We start from the raw sequence: 9,747 nt of genomic DNA, 5'->3' as shown, positions 1-9,747 counted from the left end.
GGGGGTGTCCCATAAGCCATGAAATGGCTACTTGGGACATCCCTTGTTTTTGGAGTCGGACAAACGTTGTGCTCCGTGAGGACGCTCCGCGAACGGACCGTTGTTCCAATCGCTCTTGTGTCCAGATTTTTTTTATTCCCCTTAGCGGTGAAAATCCGGACACAAAGGCGAACGCTATCGCTTTTCCACAATCGTTCCGTCCTCTCCGCTGTTTAAGCGGGAAACATACTACAATATTTATAAAAACGCAAAAAAGAAACCACTCTTTTGGTAAAATGGAAGTGCGACCAACCATTTCAAAGGAGGGTTTCTTTTGTACATTCAATATACCATGGACCAACTTTGCTTGCCAATGGATTTAGAAGAAGATATCCCAACAAATCACCTCGTTCGTGTCGTGAACGCCGCCGTAAATCGACTCGACGACGCCCTCTTTGACGCGGCCTACCCTGGCGGTGGCCGCGACAGCTACCACCCTAAAATGCTGACCAAAGTCATTATCTATGCCTATACGCAGCGAATCTATTCCTCCCGGCAAATCGCCAAAGCGGTCCGAGAAAACATTCCCTTCATGTGGCTGGCTGGACGTCAACGTCCGAATTTTCGCACGCTCAATCGCTTTCGTTCTGAGCGGATGAAGGACGTCCTTGAAAGGGTATTTACCGCCGTGCTTCAATTTCTTGCGGACGAAAAATACATTTCCCTAGAGCATTACTTCGTGGATGGCACCAAGATCGAGGCCAACGCGAATCGTTACACCTTTGTGTGGGGCAAAGCGGTTAGTAAGCATAAGGCCAAACTCCAAGAAAAGGTACATGCTTTGTTTGTCGACATTGAGGCCGCAGAGAAACGAGAAGAACAGGAACACCGTGGCCAGGACCTGAACGAACTCGGCGAGTCCGCCGAGATTGACAGTGCGAAACTGGAACAAATGACTCAGGCGCTGGAGTCGCAACTGCTGGAGAAGCCTAAAGACAAATCCTTAAAGAAAGCTGTTCGGAAGCTTCGTAAAGACCTGCTTCCAAGGCTTGTTAAATACGAACACTACCAGAAGCTGCTCGGGGACCGAAACAGCTTTAGTAAGACCGATCCGGATGCCACCTTCATGCGGATGAAGGAAGATCACATGCGAAACGGTCAACTCAAACCCGGATACAACGTACAGATTGGGACCGAAAATCAGTTTATTTTGGCGTACAGTCTACACCAAAGACCCACCGATACCCGCTGTTTGCAACCGCATTTGGAAAAGGCAAGGCAGATCCTGGGGGAGCATCCGAAGGTGGTGATTGCGGATGCAGGCTACGGCAGTGAAGAGAACTATGCATATTTGGAAAATGAACACGTAAAGGCCGTAGTCAAATATAGCAGCTACCACAACGAAAAAAGCAAAGCGTGGAAAGAGAATATCGGAAAGATAGAGAACTGGACGTACGACAAAGCCAAGGATACATGGAAGTGCCCAGCCGGACAAACACTGCATTTCCGGAAAGAAAGCAAGGAAGGAGTGATGAAGGTTACGCCTTGGCCGTGCGCCGGATGACGGAACCGGAGAGTGTGTTTGGACAACTGAAGAACAACCGGGGCTTCCGGCGATTTCTGCTTCGCGGCATCGAAAAAGTGACGCTTGAAGTCGGGTGGCTTTCACTTGCCCATAATCTGCTGAAGCAAGCCACCCATGACCAAAAACGCAAAGCAGCGATCCTCCAATAACGGGAGAATCGCTGCTTTGCTCACTTTTTGTGGTCTTAAGAATGAAGAAAGCTGTCTAAATCATAGAAAACCCACTTATGGGACAGCCCCTTTTTTATATTTCAGGGCTGCTTCTGTTTATTGTGCAGGGAATTGACGAAGGTGATGGAATGTAGTAAATTACAGGTATCCTATAACTAAAGGGGAAATTTTGATGTTGGTGAGCGTTCTTAACTAAGCAATTTCATATCATCTAACCCGTAAGCTACATAAGGCCCGCTCTTAGAGTAAAGCAGGCTGTGTTTGAGTATGTCCAGCAGGATGTGCTCGTGCTTCAGGGAAGGTGAGTGAATTAGTTAAGGACACACGCGAAGCGTCATATGGCCTCTTTACGGCTAATGTTCTCTTTGTGATTTAACCGTGCTCTTGCAGCGCGGTTTTTTCTGTCTTCAGGCTGAATATCCCCAAAGGGGCAAGTGGCTGAAGCACAAAGAGGATTGCAGCAGTGAATGAGGGCAAAGACAGCCGTAGTGGCAGTCTTTGCCCTTTTTTGCGTTACGGACAGATCAGCAGCCCGCCTGAGCGTTCAGGTGAGGGATAAGGGAGGAACATTGAACAATGAATACACAAAGCCAGATCACTCTGCAATATGAGGAAATGAGGGCAGAGCTTGGACGTCACACCGTATCTTATGAAGGGAAAAAGGCGGTAAGCGGCCTTGAGCCTATGACCTATCTTCCGGCCATTCACAGGGCGCTGGATGAAACTGCTGAGGCGAAGGAGCTTTTGGAAAGAGGAGCAAGCGTACCGATTCCCTCCCTTGAGGGAATGGAGAACCTAATGTCGCTGCTAGGAACAGGATATCTGTATAGTGAGAAGGATTTCATGGCAGTATCGGTGTTTCTGCAGAGCTGCAGCCAGCTGCGTAAATACATGAAGGCCAAAGAGCAAACGGCTCCACGGATTGCTTCCTATGCGGCTTCTCTAGTGGAACTGAGAGACGTGCGGGAGGAGATTGAACGCTGTATACGACTAGGGACCATTGATGACCACGCCAGCAAAGGGCTGGAACGGGTCCGGAAACGATTGGCTGTAGCCAAGGATCGCCTGCAGAGGAAGATAGAAGCTGTAATGTCGAGGCATCAGGGAATCCTTCAGGAGAACCTCGTCAGCATGCGCGGTGGGCGGTATGTAATTCCTGTAAAGCGAGAATATCACAAGCAGGTAAAAGGAGCGGTACTGGATCAGTCAACCAGCGGACAGACCGTATTTGTAGAGCCCTATGAGATCGCCGCCATGCAGGGGGAGCTCGAATTGCTGGGGGCTGAGGAGGCTAGGGAAGAGATGCAGATTCTAAGCATGCTGACTGGGCTTTTGGAGAAGGAGCAGGCGGCGCTGCGGCTGAATATTGAAATTACAGGCAACTATGATTTTATTTTCGCCAAAGCCAAATATGCGCGTACAATGGGTGCAAGAAATGTTGCCCTGAATGACCGCGGTTACTTGAGGATGAATGGGGGCCGGCACCCTAATCTGGATGGGATGATTCCAGTGAGTCTGGAATTCGGCAATGGCTACAAGTCCCTTATCATCACCGGACCAAATACGGGCGGCAAAACGGTAGTGCTCAAAACGTTGGGGCTGCTAACCCTAATGGTTCAATCAGGGCTGCTAATCCCTGTAGAGCCAGACAGCGACTTCACTGTGTTCTCGGATGTCATCAGCGTGATTGGCGACGGACAGAGTCTGACACAGTCTCTAAGCACCTTTTCAGCCCAGATGAAGAGTATAGAGGGGATGCTTAGAGATGCGGGCAAGGGTGTACTGCTGCTGATTGATGAGCTGGCGGCGGGTACGGACCCTGGAGAAGGCTTCGCGCTTTCGATTGCCATTCTCGAGGAACTGAACCGCAAAGGGGCAAATATTATAGTTACTACTCATTTTAATGAACTTAAGGTCTTCGCCGCATCCACCAGCGGGTTCCAAAATGCTCGGATGGAGTTTGACAAGAATACGCTGCAACCGATCTACCAGTTGACTATTGGTGAAGCGGGTGAAAGTTATGCCCTGCAAATTGCCGAAAAATTGGGCATCCCCGAGTCTGTTATCCGGCGCTCGCAGCAACTTGTAGAAGGGCAGCATGAAGTGGACGGAGATAAAAGGTACTGGAACAACGTTAACCGTTCAGGACACGGCAAATCAGGTGAAGGGTTCAAACATGTGGAAGGGAATGATTCCCCTGAGAAAGAGCTGGCTTCAAGTGTTTCTGCAGGACTGACAGAGGACTTATCAGGAGACCTAAACTCTGCTCAAACAGGTGATGGCAAGGAACAGAAGAAGGAATATGAAGTAGGAGATGCGGTGTATGTGAAGCCACTGGGCAGAACGGGAATCGTCTATGAGGCAAGGGACGGAATGGGAATGGTTGGCGTTATGATTCAAAAGCAAAAAATGAAATTCAACCATAAACGTCTAAAACCATACCTCTCTAAAGAAGAGCTCTATCCGGAGGAATATGATTTTGATATTATTTTCGAGAGTAAGGAAACACGGAAAATGCGTAAGTTGATGCGGAAAAAGCATGTGGAAGGCCTTACTATTATTCATGAGGGGAAGGACGAGTAACCGCAGCAGAAAATGCAAAGGCCTGCCCCTTGGGCAGGCTTTTTTCAAAAAGTATGGATGTTACTACAAGGGCTAGTAGGGTACGAAGTTGAATTAAGTGCTTCACTTTAGACTGATTATTGTATATCCTCAATATTATAGTCTATAAAGGCTGTAAAGAATGAGAATAGAAATGATTAATAAAACAATCTGTGGATAGTGCTTACAATGGAAGAAGGGAAGAATGATATGATGAAGCGCAGATATGGCACACTGGTGCTGGCGATGGCTATGATGCTGTCTGCTTGCAGCGGTATTAGCTCTGAGCGGCTTTCCTATGGAATTCTTTCGAATAATACGTCAGAAGTTCCTGTAGCTGGGGGAACCATCACTTATGGCTACTCCTCTCCGTTTCAAGGGTTGTTTGATCCCGCTTTTTATGAGGGTGAGGACGATTTCCAGGTACTGGAGTTCATTACAGAATCCATGTTTAAGGTAAAAGATGACTTAACCACCGTTCCGGGCATTGCCTCCTGGCAGGAATCAGACAACCACACCGTGTTCACCTTCAAAATAAAGGCGGGTGTCCGCTGGCATAATGGCGATGAGTTAACTGTAGAAGACTGGAAGTTTGCACTGGAGACCATTGCCAGCCCGGAATATACAGGGTCACGGTACTACAGTGTGGAAATGATTAAGGGCGCAGAAGCCTATCATAAAGGGGAAGCCAAGGAGATCAGCGGGATAAAAGTGATTGACCCCTATACACTGAGAATTACGATGAACGGGGTTCGGGTAAATGCACTGGACAACCTGTGGTCCTACCCGATGAATAAAAAGGTTTTCAGCGGAATCGCGGTGAAGGATATGCCGGACAGCGATCCGGTGCGGAAGCATCCTATCGGGATTGGCCCCTTTGAGGTAACAAATATCCAGCCCGGGCAGCTTGTGGAGATGAAGCGATTTGATCATTACTATCAGGGGAAGGCTTTCTTGGACGGAGTGCAGTATAAAGTGTTTGATGATAAGGAAATCGTGAATCTTCTTGAAGAGAATCAAGTGGATATAGCTTCAGCCCCGCGTGATGCCTATGCACCGCTGAAGCAGCTGGACCAGGTGGAGGTTTTGGAATCTCCCGAGCTATCTTACGAATACATAGGATTCAAATTCGGATCTTGGGATAAGGAAACCCAGCAGATTATTATGAATAATCCCAAGTTCGCCGATAAGCGTCTACGGCAGGCCATGTATTACGCACTCGATCGGAAGGGAATTATTGACCAGTACTCCTATGGTCTTGGCAGTCTGATTGAAACTCCGGTTTCCAGCTCAAGCTGGGCTAAGATTCCCAACGCAGAAATTAATACGTATGACTACAATCCGGATACAGCAAAGACACTCCTGGACGAAGCCGGCTATGTGGACAGGGATGGCGATGGATTGCGTGAAGACCCCAAAGGACACTCATTTATATTAAACTACGATGCCATGACCGGAACGACAACCGCTGAAGCAAGAACGCAGGCAATTCTCCAGAATTGGCGCGATGTCGGACTGGATGTCCGGCTGAACGGAGGCAAGCTTAAGGAGCTTAATGACTTCTACGAAGCTGTAGAAAATGACGATCCCTCAGTTGAGTTGTTCAACGGAGTATGGGGGTTGGCCAGCGATCCGGACCCCTCCGGTCTATGGAGAGCGACTGATCTGTGGAATTATCCACGGTACAGTTCAAAGCGTAGTGAAGATTTGATCCGTGAAGGCGTAGGAATCAAATCCTATGATAAAGAGTACCGCAAGCAGGTCTACTATGAATGGCAAAAATTAATCAACGAGGAAGTGCCGATGATCTTTTTTGCCGAACGCACAAATATTACGGCTGTTAACAAACGTCTGCAGAACGTTCGGGTAAATTCCATGAGCACTATTATTGAACCACAGACTTGGTGGATTAAGGAAGAGGATTGAATTGAAGCAAAGCTGGGGAGCCGCTGCCTGTGGAAGGCGGACCTTGCAGTTTTGCTTCTTTTTTATTAATTCTGCATCAAAATGAAGTTTCATTCGTCATATCCTTTATGGATTGCAAGTAGCTCCAGCACTAAACATGTCGTTATTTGTTGTTTCTTTTTTAGCGGCAAGTGATTACAATAGAAATATTGTTTATGTGTCAAAGCCGTTTTCCATGTTTATTCTACAAATAGAATGACCCGAATTCCAGAAAGGGGGGAAACATAATAATACCGAATCGGTCAAAATCTTAACAGCTAAGAAAAGCACAACCATGACTGCTTGGTGCGCTCCAGGCAAGCATTGTAAATAGATCGCAAGCAATCATATAACCATTCCACCATAAAGAAGGAATCAAAAAATCATGAAAAAAATCAAAAAAATAAAGACTAGATACATCATCATCATTGCTGCACTTGTAGTATTAATCGGTGGAGGATTTCTATTCCAAAAACAGCTGGCGGTACTGGCCTTTGATCTATTTTTGTCGGATCGGGTCGAGAATAAGCTGTCCCAGAAATCTTACCAGCCTCTAGTGAATGATGGGAATACTACGATAAAACCCGAGCCTGTTGTGTACAAAAGCGACCCGTTTTCTCTAATGCTGCTGGGTACGGACCAGCGTAAAAATGAAACGGCCCGTTCTGATACGATGATCTACGCGGTTATCCGGCCTGAAGATTATAAAATTCTACTGATCTCTATTCCACGGGACACGTACACCGAGATCATCGGACACGATGACAACAAAAAGGATAAAATTACGCATGCCTATGCGTTCGGGGGCCAGAAGATGGCCAAGGATACGCTGGAGAACCTGCTTGGACACGACATTCAATATTATGCCACTATAAATTTCCAGGGCCTAAAGGATGCGGTTGATGCCATTGGCGGTGTACCGCTGCCGATCAAAAAAGACATTGTGAACAAGGGTAAGGATCATGAGAAATTCACTATTGAAGGCGGCAAATCCAATTATAATGGTGAAGAGGCCCTCAACTATACGCGCTACCGTGAAGACAGTGACTTTAACCGTACGAAACGGCAACAGGTATTCATTGATGTAGTTGCGAACAAGATGCTGTCCATCAGCCAAATCGGGAACATCCCCGAGCTGCTGGATATTATGGGCGACAATTTCAAGACGGATATTGCGCCGTCTACAATTATTAGTCTGGCCAGAAAATTCATGGGCGGAAAAGATATGGATATTTCCAGTTTTACCGTGATGGGTGAGGGCAAACGCATCGGCGGTGTGTATTATGATATCGTTGATGAAAAGGACCTGACTGAGGCCAAAGCGATGATCGACAACTGGATGAATGCCAGCACACCGGTGGATCAATTAATCGAACCGGGCAAAGCACAAAATGCACTGGAGCCTGCGGCTACATCCGCAGCACAGTAATTCCTTCGTAAAAGAATAAGCAATGATAGCAGCAGCCATACGCAATCTTAATGGCTGCTGCTTACTGTTCTCATGCTATAATAAAATGGAACGAATGATTGGCTAAAGACGTATAATTACGGATGGCCCTTGCTTCAAGGAAAGGGTAAGGCATAATAATTCCTTCGGAACTCTTTGAGGAGGATCAAGAGATGAATATTGCGTTTTTTTTACTTCCGAAACAGGAGGTGGCGTGCGTGACCCTCGATTCAACGCTGCGTCAGACTCTGGAACGGATGGAGTTCCACCGCTATACTGCTGTGCCGATTCTGAACCGGAACGGGGAATATGCAGGAACAGTAACGGAAGGTGATCTGCTCTGGTATATGAAGGATTCGGGTGGGGCGGTGACGTTCGAAAATGCTTCCAAATTTCTGCTGAAGGATGTGCCGCTGCGGATGAATAATCTGCCGGTATCCATTGATGCGGATATGGAGGATCTAATCAATTTAGCCAAGGTACAGAACTTTGTGCCTGTTGTCGATGACATGAACCGGTTCATTGGTATCGTACGCCGGAGTCAAATTATTGAATATTGTGAAAAGGTTGTTTCACGCCAGTCACAGGAATCGGTGTAAGCCATCTTATTTTGTTTTGCGACCTGAGGCAGTATGGATCAAGGCCTGTATTTCCGGCGAGCACGGAATGCGGGCCTTTTTTGAAAAGTACAGCGAGTACTTCCGGGACGGTGGACGTCCCGTGTAGCTGGGAATTATTTATGCTATAATGGAGAATAATGCTTTTTGCCGGAGGTAGAGAGACTGTGCCCAATGTGCCGAAGGATTTGGATGTAGCCAAACGCGCCAAGGTAATTGAATGGTTGAAGACCGAAGTTATTGATCAAGTCTCACGGTTGTTCAAAGCGCTCTGGGAAGGCAGTACCTCGCGTGTGGGAGACAGTCTGGCCAGCCTGATTATGAGTTCTTATATTTTGGGTCGCAGGCTTGGAATCCCCTATCGTGAACTCGACGATCTGCTGATTGAAAAGCTCAGAAAACACAGGCAGGAAGGGCATCAATTGGAAGAATGGTACCAGGATATATCTGCATTAGAAGAACATATGCGTAAGAGGTGAATACTGTTGAAATTTCGCTGGACATCGGTGGCATGGAGCATAGCGTATCTGCTGTTGCTGCTCTCATTATCAACCCCATTGCTCATTATCACTACATTATTTATGATTATTCCGGCAGTAGTGCTGTTCACTACTCTGAATACGAAGCAGTTTATTCTCCATATTCTGCCCGTGCTGCTGATTGTCGGTCTGATTACACCCGTCTATGTCTTGATAGCGGTCTATTTCTTGATACCCGCACTAGTGATGGGGCGCTGGTACAAGAAACGTTCATCAGCGATGTCTACACTGCTCGCCGGAATGATCACCATTCTTGGTGAATTTCTGTTGCTGCTGCTGTTAGGAACCGCATTATTCAATTTTGACCTTACCACCTATGTGAATGATGTGCTGCAGATGGTGAATTCACCGCTGTCGGAGCTGGGGGCCAGCAATCCTCTGATTTCGGAATTGAAGCTCTCTTCCGAGGATGTTAATACGATTAGCCATATGACTGTGCAGATTATCCCAATGGCATTGATCATCAGCTCATTCATGATAGCCGTGATCACACATTCCATTGTCCGTCCGATTTTGAATAGTATGGAATATGCAGTTCCGCGAATGAAGCCAGCCCGTGACTGGAGACTTCCAAGATCGTTCATCTGGTATTATCTGCTGGGTGTAGTGCTTAGCCTTATGTTTGGGGGATCAGACAGCGGATTCATGCCGATGATTTCCGACAATCTGCTGCCGTTATTGCGGATAGGTTTTATCATTCAGGCCATCGGCTTCCTTTTCTTCCTGGTCTACGAGCGGAAATGGAGCAAGGTTGTGGCACTCCTGCTGTCGATTCCCGTTATTTTTATGCCGGGGCTGTGGATCATCGGTATAGTTGACCTGGCGTTCCCGCTGCGCGAGCTTGTGACGAAATCGAAACGATAGG

At 47.2% G+C, this 9,747-nt stretch carries 8 protein-coding genes; all 8 read left to right on the top strand.

Going from position 1 to position 9,747, the window contains the following annotated elements:
- Positions 1 to 313: 313 nt before the first annotated feature.
- Positions 314 to 1,543: an IS1182 family transposase gene (locus tag A3844_RS18960; protein ID WP_425270613.1), complete on the top strand. Its 1,230-nt coding sequence runs from the start codon at positions 314 to 316 to the stop codon at positions 1,541 to 1,543.
- Entirely contained in the window at positions 1,453 to 1,713 is a 261-nt protein-coding gene (locus A3844_RS34050) for a transposase (protein WP_425270612.1), read from the top strand. The genes A3844_RS18960 and A3844_RS34050 overlap by 91 nt, the downstream gene beginning before the upstream one ends.
- Positions 1,714 to 2,310: 597 nt before the next feature.
- Positions 2,311 to 4,317 carry an endonuclease MutS2 gene (locus A3844_RS18955; protein ID WP_074108202.1) on the top strand — a complete coding sequence of 669 codons (2,007 nt, stop codon included), beginning with the start codon at positions 2,311 to 2,313 and terminating at the stop codon, positions 4,315 to 4,317.
- A gap of 228 nt (positions 4,318 to 4,545) precedes the next feature.
- Positions 4,546 to 6,261: an oligopeptide ABC transporter substrate-binding protein gene (gene opp4A, locus A3844_RS18950; RefSeq protein WP_074108203.1), complete on the top strand. Its 1,716-nt coding sequence runs from the start codon at positions 4,546 to 4,548 to the stop codon at positions 6,259 to 6,261.
- Between the two features lie 403 nt (positions 6,262 to 6,664).
- Positions 6,665 to 7,708, top strand: coding sequence for an LCP family protein (locus A3844_RS18945; RefSeq protein ID WP_244169802.1), 1,044 nt, complete (start codon positions 6,665 to 6,667; stop codon positions 7,706 to 7,708).
- 191 nt (positions 7,709 to 7,899) lie between these two features.
- Complete coding sequence (locus A3844_RS18940; protein WP_074086468.1) at positions 7,900 to 8,325, top strand: CBS domain-containing protein; 426 nt, start codon at positions 7,900 to 7,902, stop codon at positions 8,323 to 8,325.
- A 194-nt stretch (positions 8,326 to 8,519) separates the two neighbouring features.
- Positions 8,520 to 8,822 carry a MazG-like family protein gene (locus A3844_RS18935; RefSeq protein ID WP_178382299.1) on the top strand — a complete coding sequence of 101 codons (303 nt, stop codon included), beginning with the start codon at positions 8,520 to 8,522 and terminating at the stop codon, positions 8,820 to 8,822.
- A gap of 6 nt (positions 8,823 to 8,828) precedes the next feature.
- Complete coding sequence (locus tag A3844_RS18930; protein ID WP_074108201.1) at positions 8,829 to 9,746, top strand: DUF2232 domain-containing protein; 918 nt, start codon at positions 8,829 to 8,831, stop codon at positions 9,744 to 9,746.
- The last annotated feature ends 1 nt before the right edge of the window (position 9,747 follow it).

The sequence above is a fragment of the Paenibacillus helianthi genome (assembly GCF_001909055.1).
Classification (GTDB): Bacteria; Bacillota; Bacilli; order Paenibacillales; family Paenibacillaceae; genus Paenibacillus_AQ; species Paenibacillus_AQ helianthi.
The sequence above is the reverse complement of the archived record's forward strand: the minus strand, read 5'-3'. Positions and strand labels throughout refer to the sequence as shown.